This window comes from Kribbella sp. NPDC049227 (genome assembly GCF_043197265.1).
Taxonomy (GTDB): domain Bacteria; phylum Actinomycetota; class Actinomycetes; order Propionibacteriales; family Kribbellaceae; genus Kribbella.
Genome location: NZ_JBICST010000007.1, coordinates 43,207 through 63,018 on the forward strand (window position 1 = coordinate 43,207; position 19,812 = coordinate 63,018).

Below are 19,812 nucleotides of genomic sequence, written 5' to 3' on the forward strand. Positions count from 1 at the left end.
AGATGAGGGCCGATGTGATATTGCCGAGGCCTGCTCGACCGGTTCACCGAACTGGCTCCGGGTGCTGGCGGTGCGTTACTTCTCGAGCGGTAATGACGGCAATCCCTTTGTCACGCCGACCGAAGGCGACCAGGTCGCGAGCCTCGCCCGGGTCGCGGGTGGTCGGTGCATCAGAAGCCGTGCACAACCTCGGCCGGCCGCCGGCGTCGGAGATCGCCACACCGCCGGGTAGCCTGCTCGAACTGGGCGGCGCGGGCCTTCGGGATGCCGTCACACCGAGAAGGTTCGGCGAGCCATGGGGACGGTCTCCCACGTGGGCAGCCACCGAGCCCGGCGTGCCCGAAGTGTGTCAGCCGGGTGGCCGGACAGCGGGCACTCGGCGCGGTCGGGCTGCTCAACTTCACCGATGGCGGCGTGGCGATGTTCGAGATTCTGGAGTTGTCGCTGTTCGTTGACCGACTAGGCGGGTGCATCGCGGTGGATCGGCTTCTGGGTCACGTGTAACCTACCCTGTGCGGATATCGATATTCGAGAATGCGGTGACCTATGGCGAAGAAGAAGGCTCCTGAAGAGGTTCACGAGGCCGTGGAGTTGCACTCCAAGATGTTCCGCGACCTCATGCTCGGATTTGTCCGTGTTCACGTGCTGCACCATGCGAGCATCGAAGCCATCTACGGCTCGGGAATCTCTGCGGAGCTGGAGCACCACGGCTACAAGTTGTCGTGGGGGACCCTGTATCCGCTGCTGCACAATCTGACCGCAGAAGGCTTTCTCGAGCGCGAGGACCATGTCGTCAACGGCAAAGTGCGCAAGTACTACACCATCACGCCACTGGGTCGCCGGGCGCTGAAAGAGGCCCGGCTGAAGGCGCTTGAGCTGGTCAATGAGGTCGTCCACGAAGGCGACGCCGAGATTCTCGAGAAACGTCTCACGTCTGGCTGACTGACGATGTCAGGCGATAAAATCACAGTACGATATCATGATTCGATATCATACGGGATTTGATTGCAGACGGCGTGCTGGGTCAGATCGACGAGCTCGGGAGCTGATTGCGTGGTCGCGTCGCGGCAACCGCGGAGCCATCGGACGAGCGCTGTCCGCGCGGAGCGCGACGACGACGGCCCAAGACATCGCTGCCGGCGTCCTGCTGCCACGAGCGGCCATCACCTGGCATATCTAGCCGAGCGGTCGCGATCTCTTGGAAGCTGCGCTGGCCATTGTGACGCAATCTGTATCTAGCATCCGTGGGCGGCGCTACGGCTGGCGATCGGGATCGGGATCGGGATCGGGAAGTCCTCGCAGTGGGTGGTCTCGACGAACGCCGGGCTCGCTGCAGGACACGATTGAGTGGTAGCCGGGGGTTGCGGTTGTCCGGTACGTTGCCGGTCCAGAACCTCTGGCACCGGACGTACTTGTTCGAGGACCGCATTTCCGGCGCCCCTGACAGGACTGCCCGCACGTGCCCCCGACGGATCGCAATCGCGACGATTCGGCAGCGGCGCGGCATACCGATCGGACGCCGTGTGGTATCTGGGGAGCAGCGCCGTGGCCACGGACCAAACACCGCGACGGCGATTGACGCTGCGCCGGTGATGAACAGGATCAGGCTGTTGGGGTGCCATCCGAGGAACATGGTGCAATCGCAGGCAGGCCCAGCTGCAACTTGCCGTAGGCCGCCAGCATCCGCGGGATTCCCCCGGCCACACATGCGCCGAGGAGAGTCCAGTACAGGAAGTCGTACAGCATCAGGCCTCCGTGAGGGAGCGCATGGGGGAATCCGATAGGCCCGTCGTCGCCCGTGCCGAGGTGGCTGGCGACCAGCCACCACAGTCCGAATGCGGTCGCGATCGCGATGAGAACGCCGGCGAGGCAACCGGTGCGTCGCACCATGGCTAACCGTCCTGTCGGTGTTGCTGGCATGGGTCCAGCCGCCACCCAGGAGGGGAGGCGGCGGCTGGACCGGACGGGAGGGGGTCACTGATGCTGGGACCTGTTCGCGGCCCGGCAGCAGTCGGTCAGGTACGGTCTCGGGCCCCTCGACGCGCCGGGTGGTCGTCCGGAAGGAGACCGGAACACGACTGCGCGGGAACCGGCGAGCAGCGGCTCCCGTGTCATGTGGTCCTCACACAGAGAATCCGAAGGCGCGGGCGGCATCCATCGGCTGCAACTTCTGATCGGTCTGCTCGTTGCGCCGGCCGATGATCAGGGCGCACGCCACCTCGAATTCCCCGGCTGCAAATGCCCTCGGCCGCGTGCCCGGGATGACAATGGACCCGGCCGGCACCCGGCCCTTGTGGGTCACCGGTTCGTCGCCGGTCACGTCGATGATGTGGGTCGAGGCGGACAGCGAGACCTGGGATGCGAGAACAGCGCCCTCCTCCACGATGACCCCCTCGACGATGATGCAGCGCGAGCCGATGAAGGCGTCGTCCTCGATGATCACCGGCCGGGCGCCGACCGGCTCGAGAACTCCGCCGATACCGACACCGCCGGACAGGTGGACGTTGCGGCCGATCTGGGCACCGCTGCCGACGGTCGCCCAGGTGTCCACCATCGATCCGGAGGCGACGTACGCCCCAATGTTTACGAAGCCCGGCATGAGCACCGCTCCGGGCTCGATGTGTGCGCCGTATCGGGCGATGCCACCCGGGATCACCCGAATCCCCTGCTCGGCGAGGTCCTGCTTGAGAGGGATCCGGTCGTAGAACTCGATCGGTCCCGCGTGCATCGTCTGCATCTCGGTCAGCTGGAAGTACAGCAGGATCGCCTGCTGGATCCAGCCGTTCACGGTCCATCCGTCGCCGGTCCTCTCAGCCATCCGCAGCCGACCGCGGTCGACCGCCGCGATGGTGTCCTCGACCGCCGCCCGGTGTGCGGCGGACTCGAGCCAGTGCGGATCTGCGGTCGCCTCCTCGATCAGCGTCCGCAGCTTCGTGCGCTCCTGCGTCATCGTCATCGGTGTGTCTCCTGTCAGCTCGGGCGAGGTCACGCGGACTCGCGGTAGGTCTGCTCGACGATGACCTCGACCAGATAGGCCTCGCCGGAGTCGATGCCGCGGGTCAGGGCCGGCCGCAGCTCGGCCGGGGAACTGACCCGCTCCGCCTCGAGACCCAGCGACCTGGCGAGGTTGACGAAGTCGATCGCCGGCTTCTCGATGTTCAGGCTGACCGGCATGTCTGTGCTCTCGCCCCACGGACCGCCCATCCGGTCGACGATCTGCTTCAGCACCCGGTACTCGCCGTTGTTCAGCACCACGAACAGGACCGGTATCTCCTCGTGTGCGGCGTTCCACAGCGCCTGCGGGTAGTACATCAACGAGCCGTCACCGACGACGTTGACGACCTGGCGCTGGGGCTGTGCCATCTTGATCCCGCACGCCACGCCGGCGGAGTAGCCGAGCGACAGGCCGTTGGCAGCGAAGTAGGACAGCGGGTCTCCGAATCGCAGTACGTTGACGAATGACGGGCGGTTGGAGATCGACTCGTCGACGAAGACGGCGTCGTCCGGGAGCAGATCGCGCAGTTCGGCGGCAACCAGTGTCGGCGAGATCGTGGTGGCCGACCGGGCGGTCTCCACCTTCGACTCCCAGTTTCGGATCCGCTCTGCGGCAGTAACTCGTGCCGCGTCCGTTCGTGCAGCCAGGACGGTCGACGCGACGGGTGTGTGGTGTAGTGCCTCGACGAGCCGGCCGAGCGTGCCCTTCACCTCGCCGATCAGCCCGACCTCAACCGGCTGGTTCTTCCCGATCTCCCAAGGGCTGTCGTCTACGGCGATGGTGCGTAGCCGCCAGGGCACCAGGGGGCCACCGTTGTCATACCGGGACACCGGCGCCTGCGAGGTGACGCCGCACAGAACGGCGGTGTCGAAGTCCTCGAAGCGGTTGCGCATCGCCGCGGACTGGTTCGGCATCGGGCCGCAGAACAGCGGGTGATCCGAGGGACAGTTCCAGAGCGTCGAGTAGCCCTCGGAGTAGATCGGGGCGCCGATGGCCTCGGCCAGGGCGGTGATCTCGTCCCAGGCGCCCGAGTGCCCGACACCGTCGCCGGCGATGACGATCGGCATGCTCGACCCGGACAGGATCGCGGCGGACTCGTCGATCCCGGACTGGTCGGGGCAAACCGGGGCAACCCGGCTGATCCGCGCGGTTGGCAGGTCCGCCTGCTCCTCCAGCAGCATGTTCATCGGAAAGGAGAGGAAGACCGGGCCGTACGGCGGGGTCGTCAGCTCCTTGAACGCGCGCTGCAGCGCGATCGGCAGGTCGTCGAGACGAGTGACCTCGTAGGCCCATTTTGTGAACGGCCGCACCATACCAGCGAGGTCGGCGGTCAGGATCGGGTCCTGGATCATCAGGCCGGTGTGCTGCTGTCCGGCGGTGACGAGAAGTGGCACCCGCGCCCGGAAGGCGTTGTACAGGTTACCTAGTCCGTGCGCTAGGCCGGGTGCGACGTGCAGGTTTACCACGCCGATCTTGCCGGAGGCGCGGGCATACCCCGTGGCCTGGGCGACGGCCACGTCCTCGTGCAGCGACAGCACGTACCGGATGGTCGGATGGGCGTCGCAGGCATCGACGAACGGCAGTTCGGTGGTGCCCGGATTACCGAAGATGTACTCGACACCCTGGTGCTCCAGGTAGCGCATCAGCAGGTCTCGGCTCAACGGAGCGGCTCGCGTCATATCCACCACATTACTAACGGAGTACGATATCGTAAAGCGATTCTGCAATCTCGTACCCTGTAGGAGGCCGTCGTGCGGACATCGGGTGACGGACGTCATGGTCCGCCGGACACGATCGTGGTGGGTGGCGGTGTGGTGGGCATCTGCGTGGCGTTATGCCTGCAGCGCAGCGGACGCTCGGTGACTGTCCTTGAGCGGACGCTTCCCGGTGACGGTGCGTCGGGGCACAACGGCGGCGTGCTCTCGATCGGGGACTGCGCGCCGATCGCGATGCCTGGCGTGCTCGGATCGGTGCCCCGGATGCTGCGCGACCCATTGTCGCCTTTCGCGATCAGTTGGCCTTACCTGCCCCGGATCAGTCCCTGGCTGCTCCGGTTCATACGCGCCGGGCGGCGGGCCGAGGTGGAGCGGATCGCCGCAGCCATCGCCGCGCTGATGGACGCCGCGCTGCCGTCGTACCGGGCCTTGATCACTGGCACCGAGGCCGAACCGTGGTTCCGCCCGGGCGGCCTACTGTACGGCTACGCCACGGACGAGTCGTTCGCGGCCGCGCAGTACGGAATCGGGCTGCGAGAGCGTCAGGGCCTGTCAGTCAAAGTCCTTGACGATGAGGCCATCACCACCCTCGACCCCTTGCTCGCCGGCCGTTTTAGGCACGGCGTCTACCTGCCGGACGCGCACCACACGCCCGAGCCGGGTGAGTTCACCCGGGCGCTCGCGAGGGTCTTCCTGGACGGCGGCGGACAACTCGAGATCGCGACGGTGACAGGTTTCGAGACAAACGGCGATGTGATCGAGGGGGTGAATACCACGTCGGGCCGGCGTTTGGCAGGGGAAGTGGTGCTCGCGGCCGGGGCCTGGTCCCGGGACCTGGCGCGCCAACTCGGTGCCCGCGTCCCGCTGGACACCGAACGCGGCTACGGAGTGCGGGTGCCGGGCGCGGGTTTTGGACTGCGCTTCCCGGTTATCTCCGGCGACTACCACATCGCACTGTCGCCGGAGTTGCGTGGTATACGGATCGTCGGCACGGTGGAGTTCGGCGGACTCACCGCACCGCCGAAGCGCGAGCGGGCCCAGCGTCTCGAGGCCGCGGCAAGACGGATCTTTCCGGAGCTCTCGACGAAGGGAGCGCCGTGGTGGATGAGCTACCGGCCCTCAATGCCGGACTCCTTGCCCGTGATCGGACGCGCGCCGCGGTACAGCAACGCCTATCTGGCCTTCGGACACGGTCACAGGGGTATCGCCCAGGCCGCGATCACGGGTCGGCTGATCAGTGACCTTGCTGACGGCAACGAATCGAGCTTTGACCTCGCGCCGTACCGGCCCGAGCGATTCTCCTTGCGGCGCTGAGTTCCCACAGACCGGTCGAGCCTGCTGCGCCGCCTTGCCAGCGGGCTCGACCGCTCCAGCTACAGGGTCTGGGTCGAGTGACCTGGAAACAGGTCGAGTGAGGGATCGATGGCGACCGCGGCGTTGTTGACGGCGAGGGCGACCTCACCGAATCCGACTGCGATCAAGCGGACCTTGCCGGGGTAGGCGACGATGTCGCCAGCGGCGTAGACGCGCGGCAGATTGGTCGCCATCGTCGTCGCCACCTCAATCCGCCGTGCCTTGATCCCGAGTCCCCACTGCTCGAGCGGACCGAGGTCGGCGACGAATCCCAGCGCGGCCACGATTGCCTGCGCGGGGATGCGTTCCACCACCTCGGTTGGCTTGTGCACGACCTCGACGGCCTCGACCCGTCCGTTCCCGTGTACGGCGCAGACCTCGCTGCTGGTGAGGATCCTGACCGCGGACTCTCGCAATTCGATGACGGAGTGCTCGTGCGCGCGGAACCGCTCGCGCCGGTGCACCAGCGTGATCGAGCGAGACACCGGCAGCAGGGTGGTGGCCCAGTCGACGGCACTGTCGCCGCCGCCCACGACCAGGACGTCCAGGTCCGCGTAGTCCGCGATCTGCGGTACGAAGTACGCCAGCCCTCGCCCGGCGAACTCGTTGCCGACCGGCAACGGTCTCGGATCAAACCTGCCGATGCCTCCGGTGACAATGACGGCTTGGCAGCGGATCGTGCGCCCTGTGGAGGTCTCCAGCACGGGCTGGTCCCCGTCGTAGTCCAGGGAGGTCGCGGTCTCGCCCAGTAGGTAAGTGGGGGAGAACGGGGTCGCCTGTGCGACCAGGCCGTCGACGAGGTCGCGGCCGCGGACCGCCGGAAAACCGGCGATGTCGTGGATGAGCTTCTCGGGGTACATCGCGGTGATCTGACCACCGAGTTCAGGCAGGGCGTCGATCACGGTGGTGCGGAGGCCGCGGAAACCAGCGTAGTAGGCGCCGTACAAGCCGACAGGCCCCGCGCCGACAATCAGCAGATCTGTGTCTACCTCGGCAGGCGAGCTCATGCCACCAGAGCTCCGGCGACGCCGGCGAGGACGACGACCACCCAAGGCGGAGCCTTCCAAACCGTGAGCAGCGCGAAGCTGCACGACGCGATGACGAAGTCGACCGGGCGCAGGATCGCGCTGGTCCACACCGGGTTGTACAGCGCGGCGAGCAGGATGCCGACCACGCCGGCGTTGATCCCGCGAAGCGCGGCCTGTGCGGCAGGCCGGGTGCGCAGCACACCCCAGAAGGGCAGTGCGCCGTACGCGAGCAGTATTGAGGGAAGGAAGATCGCGACCAGTGCTATGGCCGCCCCCGGTATGCCATTGGGCTCCGGTCCCATGGCGGCACCCAGATACGCGCCAAAGGTGAACAATGGCCCGGGGACGGCCTGCGCCAGGCCGTAGCCGGCGAGGAACTGGTCCTGCGAGATCCAGCCGGGCGACACCGCTCCGGCCTGGAGTAGAGGTAGCACGACGTGGCCGCCGCCGAAGACCAACGCACCGGACCGGTAGACGCTGTCGAACAACGATATCCCCTGTGCGTTGACGGCAGCCCGCAGCAGCGGCAGTCCGGCCAGCAGCACGAGCAGGGTCGCGAAGCACGCGATGCCGAACCAGCGCGGGATGGGGACACGTACTCCGGGCCCGCTGGCGGTATCGTCCGAACGCAGCAGCCGCCAGCCGACCAGACCCCCGACGACGATGACGGTGATCTGGCCGAGTTGCACCGGGAGCAGGAGAACGGCTGCGGCCGACAGTACCGCGATCGTGGCCCGAGGCTTGTCCGGTGCGAGGTTGCGCGCCATGCCCCACACCGCCTGAGCGACGACCGCCACCGCGACAACCTTCAGGCCGTGCAGCAGGTTGATCGTGTCGCCACTGGCACCGCCGAGCACCAGCGCGGCGACGGTGAGCGCGATTGCGGAGGGCAGCGTGAACCCGATCCAGGCGACGATCCCACCGAGCGGGCCGGCGCGCAGGATGCCGATCGACATACCGAGCTTGCTGCTCGCTGCACCGGGCAAGAACTGGCACAACGCAACGAGGTCGGCATAGCTCTTGTCGTCGAGCCAGCGCCGCTTGACCACGTACTCGTCGCGGAAGTAGCCGAGATGCGCAATCGGTCCGCCGAAACTGGTGAGCCCGAGCCGCGTTGCCACGAGTAGCACCTCGAGCAGGGATCCTCGCGGCGGGCTTGTCAGTGTCTCCGGCCCGGCCTCCTCGGCTGTGCCCGACACATCGCCGCGCTGGTGGGTCGTCATGGTCGTGATAACTCCTTCGTGCTGGGGTCGATCGGTCACAACGGGGCGACACCGAGGTCGGCAGCGATGGCCGCCAGCGTCTCGCGCAACGTGGCAGGCAGTTGGATGCTCGCTGCACGGCGCATACTTGCGGAGCCTGCGCTGCGTTCATCGTGTAGCCGGAATGGTTCTGTCCTCCCAATCCAGTGCGAGTCGTGGATCCGGCTGATGAGGTCGTCGACGCGGGCAGCGAACGTCTCGTAGGGCATGGACACTGTCGGGTCGACCACGAGCAGCAGCATGCTCACAGGCTGCGGACGGCTGGTGTCGGCTGTTGACGTGACAGCGGTCGAGTACATCGCGTTGGCGGACAGTACGCCGGTGAGAACCTTCCAGAGAGGCGCGAGCCCGAAGCCGCGGTCGCCGCTCATCGGCAGGAGCATCCCGTCGAGTGCCTCGACCGGATCGGTGGTCGGCCTCCCATCGGCGGTCATCGCTACGCCTTCCGGAAGTAGCTCGCCGCGCTGCTCGACGTCGTGGATCCGGGCCAGCGTGATCGCGGACGTTGCCATGTCAAGTAGCAGCGGCGGTTTGTCGCCCGCGGGACTCGCCACCGCGAACTCCTGGTTGCCCTCTACCTTCTCGGTGGGACCCGATGATGGTTGGAGTGACGGACGGTTCTTGATGGCGAGACCGATCATTTGCTTCGGCACGGCCATGGACGCGAAGTAGCCGAGGGCGCCGGTCGAGGTGGTGTTGCGGATCAAGGCGGCGCTGACCCTGGTCGACCTCGCGGTCGCGATCACCTGCTGCATCACCCGGTAGCCGACAACATGCCCGAAGGAGTCCTCGGCGTCGACCACCAGAAAACCGCCACGCTGGAAGGCGATCCGCAGTGCCCCACCGGTGGCGGAGATGACGCCAGCGTTGAGTCTGGCGACGTACTCCGGGATCTTGTTCGCACCCAGACCGGAGATGCCGCGCAAGTCGGCCCAGACGAGATGGTCGACCAGGATCTGCGCATCCGCGGGCGGCATCCCGCACTTCTCGAACACCTGCAGGCCGAACTCGTGCAACCGACCGGCCTCGATCCGTTCGGCGGTCGGGACGCTCAAGCTCGCGGTCACCTCACGGGGTCCTCTCATCGACATCGCTATCGGGAGTTGGTATCGTAACACGATATGAAGACTTCTCCTGCCTCCCAACAATCGGGCGACACCAGCGCAGTGAACGACTATCTCGACCTCGACAGCCTGCTCAGCCGAGACGAGCTCGACGCTCGTGAGCTCGTCCGCGGTTTCTGCGACAAGCGGCTGCGTGATGTGGTGCCGAATTGGTTCGAGCACGGCCTGCCCGAGCAGGATGCGCGCGACCTGATGCTGGAGTTCGGCAAGCTCGGCGTGCTGGGCATGCACCTGGAGGGCTACGGCTGTCCCGGACTAGGCGCCGTGAGCTACGGTCTTGCCTGCACCGAGCTGGAGGCGATCGACAGCGGATTGCGCAGCATGGTGTCGGTGCAGGGTTCGCTGGCGATGTCCGCGATCCGCAAATTCGGGTCCGAGGAGCAGAAGCAGACCTGGCTGCCTCGGATGGCGGCTGGCGAAGTGCTCGGGTGTTTCGGCCTGACCGAACCGGACTCCGGTAGTGATCCCGGCAGCATGCGTGCCGTCGCCCGCCGGGACAGGTCGGACTGGGTGCTCAACGGCACCAAGATGTGGATCACCAACGGCTCGATCGCGGACATCGCCGTAGTATGGGCCAGGACTGACGACGGTGTCCGCGGGTTCCTCGTGCCCGCCGGCACGCCCGGTCTGACCGCACCGCACATGCGGGGCAAGCTGTCGATGCGGGCGTCCATCACCTCCGAGCTCATCCTCGACAACGTGCGGCTGCCGGCCAGCGCGCAACTTCCGGGCGCCCGGGGGCTGCGCGGGCCGCTGTCCTGTCTGGGCGAGGCCAGGTTCGGCATCGTGTTCGGTGTCCTCGGCGCGGCACGCGAGGCGTTGCGGACCGCAGTCGACTACGCGGCCACGCGGACCCAGTTCGGCAAGCCGATCGGCGGCTTCCAGCTCACCCAGCAGAAGCTGGTCGAGATGCTGCTGGAGCTGCAGAAGGCAACCTTGCTGGCCCTGCACCTCGGACGGCTCAAGGAGTCCGGCCGTCTGCGGCCCGAGCAGCTCAGTGTCGGCAAGCTCAACAACGTCCGGGCGGCCCTCGAGGTCTGCCGCACCGCCCGCACCGTGCTCGGTGCCAACGGCATCATGCAGGAGTACCCGGTGATGCGGCACATGGCAAACCTCGAGTCCGTACTCACCTACGAGGGCACGGTCGAGGTGCACACTCTGGTCATCGGCCAGGCCCTCACCGGCCAGAACGCGTTCCGTTGAGACCCGGCTCAGGTATGGAACAGATCCTGAACCCGGCCGGCGAGCTCGTCGCTGAGTCACCTGTGGGCACAGAGGAAGCGGTACGGCTGCTGCGCTCGATGGTCACCGCTCGGGCATATGACCGGAAGGGCAGCGCGCTGCAGAAGCAGGGCCGTCTGGCGACGTACGCGCCCTTCGAAGGCCAGGAGGCCGTCCAGATCGGCAGCGTCGCCGCGCTCGCGCCCGACGACTGGCTGGTAGCTACATACCGCGACGCAGCGGCGATGTGGATGCAGGGCTACCCAATGGAGCTGCTGTTCGCAGGCCGCACCGGCCACGAACTCGGTGGTTGTCCGCCCCAAGCCGTCAACGTGCTGCCGCCCTCGATCACGGTCGGTGGGCACATGGTGCATGCGGTCGGATTGGCCTGGGCCGAGCGGCTCCGCGGCAGCCAGCGCATCGCGCTCACGTCGTTCGGGGACGGCGCCACCTCTGAGGGCGACTTCCACGAGGCGATGAACTTCGCCGGTGTGTTCCGTGTCGGGTGCGTCTTCGTTTGCCAGAACAATGGTTGGGCGATCTCGATGGCGACATCGCAGCAGACTGCTGCCGAACGCATCGCCGACAAGGCCGCGGGATATGGCATGCCCGGTGTTCAGGTCGATGGAAACGACGTGCTCGCCGTCTATGCCGCGACCCGCGATGCGGTCGAGCGTGCTCGCGCCGGTGGCGGGCCGACGCTGATCGAGGCCATGACATACCGCATCGGGCCGCACAGCAGCGCCGACGACCCGAGCCGCTACCGCAGTACCGAGCTGACCGACAGTTGGCGACGGCGGGACCCCATCGACCGGCTCCGTCGCCATCTGGAGGCATCCGGTTCATGGAGTGCCGAGTTGCAGCGACAGACCGAACAGGAGTCGGCTGCCGAGGTCGAGCGTGCCATCACCGCGGCCGAGGCGCTCCCCGCGTTCGGCGCCGGCGAGATCTTCGACGCCATGTACGCCGACTTGCCGTCGTCACTGTCCGCTCAGCGGGAACTGGCTGCACGGCAGGCATCGCTATCGGCAGAGGAGGTTTGAGTTGCCCACGATGACGCTTGCCCAGGCGATCAACCAGTCACTCGCCCGGGCCCTGGACGAACTCGATGACGTGGTGCTCATGGGGGAGGACATCGGCCTGACAGGCGGCGTATTCCGCGTCACCGACGGGCTACGGGACAAGTTCAGTGGCGACCGGGTGATCGACACGCCGGTCGCTGAGTCGGCGATCGCGGGCGTCGGACTCGGGATGGCCGTCGGTGGCCTGCGGCCAGTGCTGGAGATGCAATTCATGGGCTTCTCCTATCCGGCATTCGACCAGGTGATCAGTCACATCAGCCGCATCCGGAACAGGTCTCGGAGCCGCTTCACCGCACCCTTGGTGATCCGGATCCCGTACGGCGGCGGAATCGGCGCGGCCGAGCACCATTCGGAGTCGACTGAGGCGCTCTACACACATGTGCCGGGTCTCAAGGTCGTCGTACCGTCGCGGCCGAGGGACGCCGCCGGCCTGTTGCGCGCGGCTGTCGAGGACCCCGATCCGGTCATCTTCCTAGAGCCGATCCGGCTGTACCGCGCGGTGAAGGAGGACGTCCCCGTGGAGTCGTTCCGGACGCCGCTCGGTAGCGCGTCGATCGAGCGCGAAGGCAGTGACGTCACCCTTCTGTCCTGGGGCGCGATGATGAAGGAGACCCGGGCCGCGGCCGACGGCCTCGCCGCCTCGGGGACGTCAGCCGAGGTCGTCGACGTGCGCAGCCTGGTACCGCTCGACCTCGAGACCATCTGTACGTCCGTCAGCAGGACGGGCCGCGCGGTCGTCGTCCACGAGGCGCCACGAACAGCGGGCTTCGCTGCCGAGATTACTGCGCTCATTCAGGAGCACTGCCTCTACGACCTGCTCGCACCCGTCGTTCGGGTGACCGGCTGGGACACCGTGGTCCCGCTGAAACGTGCCGAACACCACTACCTGCCCACCACCGCGCGCATCGTCGCCGGTGCGCGCAACGCCGTGGAGGCGTGATGGCGAGCGAGTTCCGCCTGGCCGACATCGGCGAAGGGCTGACCGAGGCCGAGGTCGTGCGCTGGCTGGTGTCGGTCGGCGATCAGGTCGCCGTGGACCAACCGCTGGTCGAGGTGGAGACCGCCAAGTCCGTCGTCGAGTTGCCCAGTCCTTACGCTGGCACGGTCCTGCACGTCGGCGGCCAGGAGGGCTCCATGCTCGAGGTCGGTGACCTCGTGGCTGCCATCGGCACCCCTGACGAGTCCTGGAGCACAGGTGCGACCACCGCGTCCACCGGCTCGGCCACGTCGGTCGCGGGCGTCCCTGGTGAGTCGGTGGCGCCGATCGTCGGGAGCCTGTCGGAGGAGGCGGTCGATCTCACTCCGGTGGTGCGTATGGCGGTAGCTGGGCGAGCCCGAGCGGTACCACTCGTGCGCAAGCTCGCGGGGGACCTCGGGGTCGAGCTGCAGTCGCTGACAGGGTCCGGTCCGAACGGGCGGATCACCCGGGACGACGTACAGGCTGCTGCCCGTGCATTGCGGCCCGCGGCATCCAACGGCCGCGGCATGCCATCAGCGGCGCCCGAGCACCGAGGCGCCGGGGACGAGCGGCGGCAGTTCAGTGCAATGCGGAGGACGATCGCGGCGAACCTGAGTCGGGCCTGGTCGGAGATCCCGATGGTGACGGCATTCGACGATCACGAGGTCGGCCGGTTGCTGGCGGCACGCAAGACGCTGTCGCGACATTACGGCAAGCCGGTGCCGTTTGACGCGCTGCTGGTGGCATCGGTGCTGCCGGTGCTGCGCGAGTTCCCGGAGTTCAACAGCTCGCTCGACGGCGACACGCTGGTCGTGCACAGCCGGCACGACATCGGCCTGGCGGTCGACACACCGGACGGTCTGATGGTTGCGGTGGTCCGGGACGCGTCCGCCAGAAGCTTGTTCGGCCTCGCCGACGAGGTCGTGCGGCTTGGCGAGGGTGCGCGCGCTCGCAAGCTGGGCGCAGCCGAAATGACCGGCCAGACGTTCACGCTGTCCAACATCGGTGCCGTGGGCGGTACCGGGTATGGCACGCCGCTGGTTCCGCCGGGCACGACCGCGATTCTCTCGCTCGGACGGGCGACCGACAAGCCGGTCGTGCGCGACGGGCAACTGGCGGTCGCTCCGCTGATGCCGGTGTCGCTGTCGTACGACCATCGGGTCGTCGACGGTGCGATGGGACGGCGTTTCCTGGCTCGGCTGGCGGAGGTGATCGCCGAACCCGTCCTGTTCATGGCATGAGGAACCACCGCTGCACAAGGCGTGCAGTGGACGGTGAGGTGCTCGCGGGATTCCTTATCACTAAACGATATTAAAGACTGAGTGTCCGCCTGAGGCGCAGGCGGCAAGGAGGCTTGAAGACATGGCTGAGTTCCCATTCGTCTCGGACGTCAAGGTCCCGACGAAGGACAACGAGCTCTCATTGGCGGAGATGTCCGAAGCGCTGCCTGACACCGCGACGATCATGACTCGGGTCGGAGAGTGCTGGTGGCACCTCATCTACGCGGCGCGAGGCGGCAACTGGGGCCTCGCCGACTACTACCTGCGCCGGGTGGTGAAGCTGGAGAACACCCTGGTGACCCTGCGACCCAAACACCGGGAGCGAATGGCGCGGTTCCAGCGGCAGGCGGTGCCGCCGGTACTGGCCGCGATGGAGGCGCAGGATCTGGAGGCGCTCGAGGCGGCATTCCAGGCGGCCACTGACATGGCCAACTCGCTGCACGGCGAGTCAGGCTATTCGTACATCCGCTGGGAGTTGCCCGGTGAGCCACCGAAAGGCCTGCACCTGGGCGCCATGGAGCCGGCAGCCGACGCTCCCTCGGGTAACGGCCAGGTCGGCCGGCAATGAACCGCAAGCGACGAACACGTGGATGGGGAATGGTGGAGTTGGAATCTGGTCTGCCCACGTCGATCCGGGCGCTGCAGGTCTCGGGCGACGACATCCGGGCCCGGCGGTTAGCCGCGGACGGGTGCGAGATTCTGTTCGTCACCGCTCGGGCGGGCGCGGAGTTGCCGTCGCACGATCACACCACCGACAATGCGACGGTGATCATCGCGGGCGGCATGGTGCTCGTCACTGACTCGGGTGAGCGTAAGGTCGGCCCCGGTCAGTGGTACCAGACTCGTGCGGGCGAGCAGCACGCGTTGCGATTCGAGGCTGACACATTGCAGATCGAGCTTCGCTTCGACGTCCCGGGCACCGAGGCGCCGGGAAAGTGACGCTCGTCAACGCCCCGGGCAGCCGCATGTGCCGCTGCCGGGGGCGTTGACGGTGAAGCCTGCGCCCTCCGGCGTCTCAAGGAAGTCCACCGTCGCGCCCGCGCAGTAGGGTGCGCTCGTCGGATCGACGACGAGCCGGACGCCATCGAGCTCGCTGACCGAGAATCCGTCTCCGACCTGGTCGGCGAATGCGATCTCGAACCGTACGCCGCAGCAGGTCTCCCCGACCGCGTACAGATGCAGGATCGGCTTGGCGCCGCCGTCAAGCTCCTTCAGCTTTGTGGCGGCGGCGGGGGTCAGTCGAGCGGATTGTGTGGTCACAGTCATGTCTATATCGTACATCGATAATGATAGTGACGCAGTCGTAGACGACCAAGTGCGAGCAATGTCTCCGCAACCGGCAGGAAGCCGGCGTTGTTGGCGCCTAGCGCATAGTTGCCCGGGCGCCGTACTCCTCTCCTCGGCTGTCTCGTGGCAGCGCCGCTGGATGTCGATCGCGGCCGGCCGGTCCTTGTCTGCCTGAACGTGAACGATTCGCGGCTCGCGATCTGCTGCACCTCAACCGCGGACGCAGCGAGCACGCAGGCGTTCACCGCGTTGTCGGGTGCGAAGGCGACCCCGCGTCCTGGAACAGGCCGATGGCTCCGCCCTCGCCGACCGCGATGCAGCCGTTGCGAATCAGCGTCCGGGTGTCCGACTCATCGAGCACGTTCTGCGTTGCGCACGGCCATGCGACCTGGGTCGGTACGTCCCAGACGTGGGCCCTTCGATCATGTACGTCGCTACGTTTCGGAACCGGATACGATGACCAACTTGCCGTCAACCGAATTGATGCCCATGGCAAGCATCTCGCGAACACAGTACGCACAGCTGTTGCCCGCATTGGCCGTAGGCCCTGACGGCCGCTGCCAACGCCGGAGTTTCGGCCACCATCACGAGGCGATCTGCCTCTGAGCCGGCCAGCGGCGTTGATGCGACTCGACTGCGAGCGGGGTCACCTGATAGCTCGTGCGTGCGATGTACTTGACGCGTCGCGGCTGGCTCGCTCACGGGAAGTGCGTCAGCCATGGGTGTGAGCGAGCTGGGGCACCTGGACCACCGAATCGCCAATGGCACAGTGGATGGATAAGCACTCGGGGTACGGCGCGCAGGACTCCTGGCGTACCCGCCTCAACGAACTCAGCCACCGCTTACGCCTCCGTCGTGACCGGAGGTGGAGTCGCCGGGCACGTCGCGTGCGATCACTCCGACGTTCCGGCCGGACCGCTGCGGGTACCAGGCAACCCGTCGATCCAACAGTCGCACTTCTTCTCCACCATGCGATATCGAGCTATGATATCAATATCTCAGACGAGCCGCCGTGGGGCCCGCCGCACGAACATGAGTTCGAGATGAGGCGAACGATCGCTATAGAGGAGTCGTGAATGGTGCTGACGATCAGCGATGGCGGGCTGACGAACTTGCAGGCCGTAGTCGCACTACCGCGGTGGCCAGAAGGGGTCTCCCATGTCGTACGGGCTGGCCTAAGGGATGAAGAGAACGCTATTCGTGATGACTTCACTGCCTATGGCTACGCCTTCGACAACCGTGACTTGGAAACGGTCATGGGCTTCTTCGCCGTCGACTGCGTCATCACGAATCCTCGCGGCAAGGTCTCCGGTACTGCAGCTATTCGAGACAACTACCGACTGTTGTTCAACTACTGGGTCTCGGCGCGCCATTTCTGGACGAATGTACTCGTACGTTTCGTGACGGCTGGGGAAGCGTATGTAACTGCATATCACTACGCAATGTTGGTCAAGGACGGTCAGACGCTTGCCGTCGCCGGAACAGACCTTCGACGGCTCGCGAAGATCGACGGAGAGTGGAAAATTGTCGAGCGCTGGATCACCAACGACCTCAACCATGTCATCTCCCTGTATACCGATGCGGTCGAGAAGTCCAGCGAGGTTGAGGAATTGATGTGCGAGGCCGTGGACTGATTGACCGCTTCCGGCCGGAGTGTGTCGGGATTCGAGTTGACCACGAAGGGCATAACGGTGACGGGAAATAGATCGACGGAGAACAATATCCGGGTCGTCATCGCTGGTCCTGACTGCCACATGGGCGAGTGATGAGCGAACGCCTACCGCAAGAGCGGGGCATTTCCGTGGTCGGCGGTATCCGGTGCGCTGACGACGTCGCCGACCGGCTGGCCGGCGCTGATGTACTGGTGGACTTCACGCACGCCGGTTCCACGTCAGAACTGTTGCTGGCGGCAATCGAAGCCGGGGTCCGGTCGGTCCACAGCACCAGCGGCGCTGCGGAGAGCCCTCTGGATGTCGTGTGCGGGCTATGGGTGCACCTTGCCCGACTTGTTGCTGTGCTCAAGTACCAAGCGAGTCCGGCAAGGCGGAATGCAGAATCAGAAAACAACTACGATCTTGCCGAGTAGCCCACCCGATTCGAAGCGGGTATGCGCCGTACGAATATCTCGCAACGGGTAGGCGCCGGCGACACGCAGGCGCACGATGTCTTCGTCAACCATTTGACTGAGCTCCTTTAGCCCAGCGGGGTCGCGCTCAACCAAGAGCTTCCGAGCATCCGCATCCGTAGGGAGCTCCGCCACCGATGGTACCGCGACGTACCGGCCAGACGCCGTCAGGAGCTTGGAGGCGTCCACCCCCGATTGCGGCAGACCGACGGTGTCGATGATGGCGGCGTAGCTGCCGGCGGGAAGTTTCGCGGATTCCATGGTCACGGTGACGGCCCCGAGATCCGTGACCGGGTCCAGATGCTCGGGTCGTGATACGACGCCGTCCACGACCACGCCGGCATGAACGGCCAGCTGGACCAGGATGGCACCGATGGCCCCAGCCGCTCCGATCACCAGGACCTTCGCGGGGTGGCCGTCCCTCGGCTCGAGAGACCGCCAGGTCTGAAGGGCAGTGAGCCCGGCGAGCGGCAGCGTGGCGGCTTCGATCAGACTGGCGCTCTCCGGTGCCGGAGCTAGGTCCGCTGCCGGCATCGCAACCAGGTCGGCCCAGGTGCCGTTGCGCGTGTTGAGGACGTTTGACATCCCTATCACTCGATCTCCTGGGCCGAACTCAACCGCCGAACTCTCGACGACCACTCCGGCTAGGTCCCATCCGAGGGTGAGCGGGAATCCGAGTTCCCGGTCCTTTATCCGCAGTTTGCGATCGATCGGATTGATGCTGGTGGCTACGGTGCGCACCAGAACCTCTCCATCGCGTACGACGGGTGGGTCTACCTCCTGGACTTCCAGGACTTCTGGACCGCCGAAACGGTTGATCTGCACCGCGTGCATGAAGGTATCTACCTCCGGTGTTGGGAAGGAAAGGGATCGGATCCGCCATGTTGTCCGCCGAGGCCCGCCGGGAGACAAGGCGGCTATTGCGCAGGTCGGTGACTCCGACCGCCGTTCCTTTGCAGGTATCAGCCGCCGCATGGAGGCGCTGTAACCGCGTTGGATGGCTTGGCGTCGGCTTGGAGGAGGCGTTAGATCGCCATTCGTAGACTCATTTGGCGGAAGTTCCTTTCTCCCCGAACGCGAAGCGCGTGGGCCGGAATGGGTGCAGATCGACGCTCGGCGGGGTGCCTGTCATGAGCTCGGTCACCAGCTTCCCGGTGAAAGCGCCGATGCCGAGACCCTTGTGGCCATGGCCGAAGTTCAGGAACACATTGTCGAACTTTGGTGCGCGCCCGATGACCGGAAGCGAGTCGGGCAATGAGGGACGGCTCCGCATCCACGAGGTGGCACCGTCCATGTTGATGGTCGGGTAGATGTCCTTCAGGCGACGGACCGTCTGATCGATGAGGTTCTGGTCGACTGGCGCGTCGACGCTCGCGAGCTCGTCGATCGTCGTGATCCGTACGCCTGTCCGAAACGGTGTGAGCGCGGTGTGGTTGTCGCCGATCACGATAGGCAGATCGATCTCGACTCTTGGGTCGGGGATATCGACGCCGTAGCCGCGCTCGGCTTCGAGCGGCACCCTTGTACCCAGCTGCCGAAGCAGTCCGCGCGACCATGGCCCGGCCGCTAGGACCACCTCACCGGCGCGCACCTGACCGGCTCGGGTTCGGACGTTCGTGACCCGACGCGCGGTGGTCTCAAAGCTCGTCACCTCGGCCTGCTCGATGCTGCCGCCCTTCGCAAGGAAGTCGGCGAGGAGCGTGCGAGTGAACGCTCGGGGGTCTCTGGTGTAGAAGGAGTCCGGAAAGAAGAGACCGGCCTCGAATCGATCGTCGAGATTTGGGCTAACGCGGCGAAGTCCCTGCCGGTCGAGGAGCTCATACGCCATGCCCCTGCGCTTGCGTAACTGAAGCGAATACCCGTTCGGATCGAGCGACGCGCCGCGGATGTAGCAGAACAGGCAGCCTCGATTGCCGAATACTTCCTCCGCGCCGGTGCCGGCGACTAGCGGCCGGTACGCGTCGAGGCCGGGGATGGTGATGCTGGCGAGTGCGGTCGAAATGCGCTCGACCTGCGACGACCGGCAGCACCACGCGAAGCGTAGGAGCCATGGCGCGAGGCGGGGGAGGTAGCGACCCTTGATACTGAGCGTCGCGTCAGCACCGAAGAGCAAGTGAGGTAGCTCCTTGATGACCTCGGGCACGCCGACGGGCACAACGTCCCCAGAGAACATGCCGCCGTTGTGCCCGGAGGCTTCGTTTCCCGGGGTTGCCCGCTCGAGGATCATGACTCGGCGACCTGTGCGCTGGAGCTGGAGCGAGGTCGCGATCCCCGCGATCCCGCCGCCGATCACGACAACGTCGGGTGCTGTGGATCCAAGGTTAGCCACCGAGACTCCTTCCCCGTGCGCCCGATGGGCTCTTCAGAGGTCAGTGCTATCCT

21 protein-coding genes are annotated in these 19,812 nt (G+C 66.2%); 11 read left to right on the forward strand and 10 right to left on the reverse strand.

Going from position 1 to position 19,812, the window contains the following annotated elements:
• The first annotated feature begins 357 nt into the window (after positions 1–357).
• On the forward strand, positions 358–504 hold the full coding sequence (locus ACGFH6_RS29765; protein WP_393390634.1) for a hypothetical protein: 147 nt from the start codon (positions 358–360) through the stop codon (positions 502–504).
• A gap of 42 nt (positions 505–546) precedes the next feature.
• The gene (locus ACGFH6_RS29770) at positions 547–942 is read left to right on the forward strand and encodes a PadR family transcriptional regulator (RefSeq protein WP_393390636.1); all 396 of its coding nucleotides are present in this window, start codon (positions 547–549) and stop codon (positions 940–942) included.
• 660 nt (positions 943–1,602) lie between these two features.
• Here the strand turns inward: ACGFH6_RS29770 and ACGFH6_RS29775 are convergent.
• The 3 genes from ACGFH6_RS29775 to ACGFH6_RS29785 form a co-directional block, all read right to left on the reverse strand.
• Positions 1,603–1,890 carry a hypothetical protein gene (locus ACGFH6_RS29775; protein ID WP_393390637.1) on the reverse strand — a complete coding sequence of 96 codons (288 nt, stop codon included), beginning with the start codon at positions 1,888–1,890 and terminating at the stop codon, positions 1,603–1,605.
• 232 nt (positions 1,891–2,122) lie between these two features.
• Positions 2,123–2,956 (reverse strand): 2,3,4,5-tetrahydropyridine-2,6-dicarboxylate N-succinyltransferase, encoded by an 834-nt coding sequence (locus ACGFH6_RS29780; protein ID WP_393390639.1) that lies wholly within the window; start codon positions 2,954–2,956, stop codon positions 2,123–2,125.
• 29 nt (positions 2,957–2,985) lie between these two features.
• Complete coding sequence (locus tag ACGFH6_RS29785) at positions 2,986–4,674, reverse strand: thiamine pyrophosphate-binding protein (RefSeq protein ID WP_393390641.1); 1,689 nt, start codon at positions 4,672–4,674, stop codon at positions 2,986–2,988.
• A 120-nt stretch (positions 4,675–4,794) separates the two neighbouring features.
• Here ACGFH6_RS29785 and ACGFH6_RS29790 point away from each other — a divergent pair, with 120 nt between their 5' ends.
• Positions 4,795–6,024: an NAD(P)/FAD-dependent oxidoreductase gene (locus ACGFH6_RS29790; RefSeq protein ID WP_393390643.1), complete on the forward strand. Its 1,230-nt coding sequence runs from the start codon at positions 4,795–4,797 to the stop codon at positions 6,022–6,024.
• Positions 6,025–6,083: 59 nt separating this feature from the next.
• Here ACGFH6_RS29790 and ACGFH6_RS29795 read toward each other — a convergent pair whose 3' ends face one another.
• Genes ACGFH6_RS29795 through ACGFH6_RS29805 form a run of 3 tightly spaced genes read right to left on the reverse strand, consistent with a single transcriptional unit; the run spans position 6,084 to position 9,420 of the window.
• The gene (locus ACGFH6_RS29795; RefSeq protein WP_393390645.1) at positions 6,084–7,070 is read right to left on the reverse strand and encodes an NAD(P)/FAD-dependent oxidoreductase; all 987 of its coding nucleotides are present in this window, start codon (positions 7,068–7,070) and stop codon (positions 6,084–6,086) included.
• Positions 7,067–8,314 (reverse strand): chromate efflux transporter, encoded by a 1,248-nt coding sequence (gene chrA / locus ACGFH6_RS29800; protein ID WP_393390647.1) that lies wholly within the window; start codon positions 8,312–8,314, stop codon positions 7,067–7,069. Before chrA ends, ACGFH6_RS29795 begins: the two co-directional genes overlap by 4 nt.
• Before the next feature lie 35 nt (positions 8,315–8,349).
• The gene (locus tag ACGFH6_RS29805) at positions 8,350–9,420 is read right to left on the reverse strand and encodes an Ldh family oxidoreductase (RefSeq protein ID WP_393390649.1); all 1,071 of its coding nucleotides are present in this window, start codon (positions 9,418–9,420) and stop codon (positions 8,350–8,352) included.
• 54 nt (positions 9,421–9,474) lie between these two features.
• On the opposite strand from ACGFH6_RS29805, the gene ACGFH6_RS29810 reads away from it, so the two are divergent.
• The 6 genes from ACGFH6_RS29810 to ACGFH6_RS29835 all read left to right on the forward strand — a co-directional run bounded on the left by ACGFH6_RS29810 (position 9,475) and on the right by ACGFH6_RS29835 (position 14,957).
• Positions 9,475–10,680 carry an acyl-CoA dehydrogenase family protein gene (locus ACGFH6_RS29810; protein ID WP_393390651.1) on the forward strand — a complete coding sequence of 402 codons (1,206 nt, stop codon included), beginning with the start codon at positions 9,475–9,477 and terminating at the stop codon, positions 10,678–10,680.
• Positions 10,681–10,694: 14 nt separating this feature from the next.
• On the forward strand, positions 10,695–11,741 hold the full coding sequence (gene pdhA / locus ACGFH6_RS29815) for a pyruvate dehydrogenase (acetyl-transferring) E1 component subunit alpha (protein ID WP_393390652.1): 1,047 nt from the start codon (positions 10,695–10,697) through the stop codon (positions 11,739–11,741).
• Positions 11,742–11,751: 10 nt separating this feature from the next.
• On the forward strand, positions 11,752–12,720 hold the full coding sequence (locus ACGFH6_RS29820; protein ID WP_393391720.1) for an alpha-ketoacid dehydrogenase subunit beta: 969 nt from the start codon (positions 11,752–11,754) through the stop codon (positions 12,718–12,720).
• Complete coding sequence (locus tag ACGFH6_RS29825) at positions 12,720–13,979, forward strand: dihydrolipoamide acetyltransferase family protein (protein WP_393390653.1); 1,260 nt, start codon at positions 12,720–12,722, stop codon at positions 13,977–13,979. The genes ACGFH6_RS29820 and ACGFH6_RS29825 overlap by 1 nt, the downstream gene beginning before the upstream one ends.
• Positions 13,980–14,100: 121 nt before the next feature.
• On the forward strand, positions 14,101–14,586 hold the full coding sequence (locus tag ACGFH6_RS29830) for a hypothetical protein (protein WP_393390654.1): 486 nt from the start codon (positions 14,101–14,103) through the stop codon (positions 14,584–14,586).
• Positions 14,583–14,957, forward strand: a complete 375-nt coding sequence (locus tag ACGFH6_RS29835) for a cupin domain-containing protein (protein WP_393390656.1) — start codon at positions 14,583–14,585, stop codon at positions 14,955–14,957. Before ACGFH6_RS29830 ends, ACGFH6_RS29835 begins: the two co-directional genes overlap by 4 nt.
• 6 nt (positions 14,958–14,963) lie before the next feature.
• Here the strand turns inward: ACGFH6_RS29835 and ACGFH6_RS29840 are convergent, their stop codons facing one another.
• Positions 14,964–15,284, reverse strand: a complete 321-nt coding sequence (locus tag ACGFH6_RS29840) for a HesB/IscA family protein (RefSeq protein WP_393390658.1) — start codon at positions 15,282–15,284, stop codon at positions 14,964–14,966.
• A gap of 262 nt (positions 15,285–15,546) precedes the next feature.
• Entirely contained in the window at positions 15,547–15,840 is a 294-nt protein-coding gene (locus ACGFH6_RS29845; RefSeq protein ID WP_393390659.1) for a hypothetical protein, read from the reverse strand.
• A gap of 541 nt (positions 15,841–16,381) precedes the next feature.
• Between ACGFH6_RS29845 and ACGFH6_RS29850 the strand changes: the two genes are divergently transcribed.
• Together ACGFH6_RS29850 and ACGFH6_RS29855 are read left to right on the forward strand one after the other, a co-directional pair.
• A complete protein-coding gene (locus ACGFH6_RS29850; protein ID WP_393390660.1) occupies positions 16,382–16,939 on the forward strand; it encodes a nuclear transport factor 2 family protein in 558 nt (185 codons plus the stop codon).
• A gap of 131 nt (positions 16,940–17,070) precedes the next feature.
• Positions 17,071–17,391, forward strand: a complete 321-nt coding sequence (locus ACGFH6_RS29855; protein WP_393390662.1) for a hypothetical protein — start codon at positions 17,071–17,073, stop codon at positions 17,389–17,391.
• On the opposite strand, the gene ACGFH6_RS29860 is transcribed toward ACGFH6_RS29855, so the two are convergent.
• Entirely contained in the window at positions 17,362–18,264 is a 903-nt protein-coding gene (locus tag ACGFH6_RS29860) for an NADP-dependent oxidoreductase (RefSeq protein ID WP_393390663.1), read from the reverse strand. The genes ACGFH6_RS29855 and ACGFH6_RS29860 overlap by 30 nt on opposite strands.
• Positions 18,265–18,475: 211 nt before the next feature.
• Positions 18,476–19,759: an NAD(P)/FAD-dependent oxidoreductase gene (locus ACGFH6_RS29865; RefSeq protein ID WP_393390665.1), complete on the reverse strand. Its 1,284-nt coding sequence runs from the start codon at positions 19,757–19,759 to the stop codon at positions 18,476–18,478.
• Positions 19,760–19,812 lie beyond the last annotated feature (53 nt).